This is a genomic window from Streptomyces katrae (assembly GCF_000966975.1).
In the GTDB taxonomy this organism is placed as follows: Bacteria; Actinomycetota; Actinomycetes; order Streptomycetales; family Streptomycetaceae; genus Streptomyces; species Streptomyces katrae.
Genome location: NZ_JZWV01000795.1, coordinates 1 through 1,541, shown reverse-complemented (window position 1 = coordinate 1,541; position 1,541 = coordinate 1). Strand labels below are relative to the sequence as shown.

At 79.7% G+C, this 1,541-nt stretch carries 1 protein-coding gene; it reads right to left on the bottom strand.

Annotation, left to right across the window (positions count from 1 at the left end; translation table 11 throughout):
• Nucleotides 1-1,541, bottom strand: a 1,541-nt coding sequence (locus VR44_RS26710; protein WP_063778975.1) for an ATP-dependent DNA helicase, incomplete at both ends; no start/stop codon positions are given.

Sequence of the window (1,541 nt, the reverse complement as noted above, 5' to 3'; positions counted from 1 at the left end):
ACGGCTGCTGCTCCTGCTGGGCGGCCGTCAGCGCCCGCAGCAGGCCCGTCAGACGGGTCGTACGCGGCTTGGGCGGTACCTGGGCCACCGCGTGCGCCAGGGCCTGGTCGACCCCGTGCACCACGGACAGGTGCCGTTCGGCCCGCCCGAACGCCGTGTACACCCAGTCCCGGGACAGGGCCTGCGCCGCGTCCCCCGGCAGCACGACGACCACCGCCGGCCAGCGCGAGCCGACGGCCTGGTGCGCCGTCACCGCCCAGCCGTGCCGCACCTGCGACTCCACCCGGTCCTTGGGCACGACGACCCGCGCGCCGGCCGCGTCCAGGTGCAGCCCCTCGGCGTCGGCCGACACCACCCGGGCCGGCAGCGCCCGCCCGGGCGCGGGCACGTGGACGACCCGGTCGCCGGGATCGAAGCCGCCGAACCGGCCGGGGCCGGGGTTGAGCCGCTCCTTGAGGGCCGCGTTCAGGGCCCGGGTCCCCGCCGGGCCGCCGTGCCCCGGGGTGATGACCCGCACGGCCTCCGCCGGTACGCCGAAGGCGCGCGGCACCGAGTCGGCCACCAGCTGCACGGTGCGGTGCACGGCCTCGCCGGCGTCGCGCACCGGCACGATGACGACCTCCTTGCCGGGGGCGTCGACCTGGTTCAGCTCCCCGATCCCGATCCCCGAGACCAGCTCGCCGACCGGCCCCGGGTCCGGGGTCCGGGAACTCACGTGGGGGAAGGCGCGGGCCGCCAGCACATCGGCGAACACCCGGCCGGGCCCCGCCGATCCGAGCACCCCGGGGTCACCGGAGAGCACCAGCCGGGCCCCGTCCGGCACCGACTCCACCAGGGCCGCGGCCGTCTCCACGTCCAGCTGCGGGGCGTCCAGGACGACGAGCAGGTCCAGCTCGAACCGGCCGTCCGGGTCCCGGCCGGGGCCCGCCGCGCCCGTGAGCAGGTCCGCCACGGTGACGGTTCCGGGCGCGGGGGCGTGCGCCGCCAGGACGGTGCGCAGGCCCAGCTCGCGGGCGGCCGCCGCCAGGGCCAGGGGTTCGGCGCGGGCCGCCTCGCCGCCGGTGTGGGTGACCAGGCCGGCGCCGGCCACGGCCCGGACCAGCTCGGCCCCGGAGCCGGCCGCCGCCGCGGACCAGTCGGCCGGGGCCGTGAAGGTGGCCGCCAGCCGGGCCAGGCCGTCAGCCAGGCTCTCCTCGGCCAGTGCGTGCTCCTCCAGGCCCACGAGGATCCGTACGGGCTGCTCCTCGCCCTCCGCGACGGGCTCGCCCAGCGGCTCGTGGAACACCAGCACCGCGCCGTCCCCGATCGCCGCCTCCAGGGTCTCGGCGGGGGCCGGCGCCCCGTACTGGGCCAGGGCCTTCTCCAGCACGGGGGCCTCCAGCGCGGTGTGGCCGCGCTCCGCGGCCCGCGCCAGCAGCCAGCCCAGCAGGGCGGCGCCGCGCCGCGCGGCGGCGGGGCCCGCCGCGGGGCCGAGCAGGGCCTGCGCGAAGCCGTCCGCCTGCGCCGGGCGCACCCCGGCGACGGCCAGCAGCCGCCAGGGG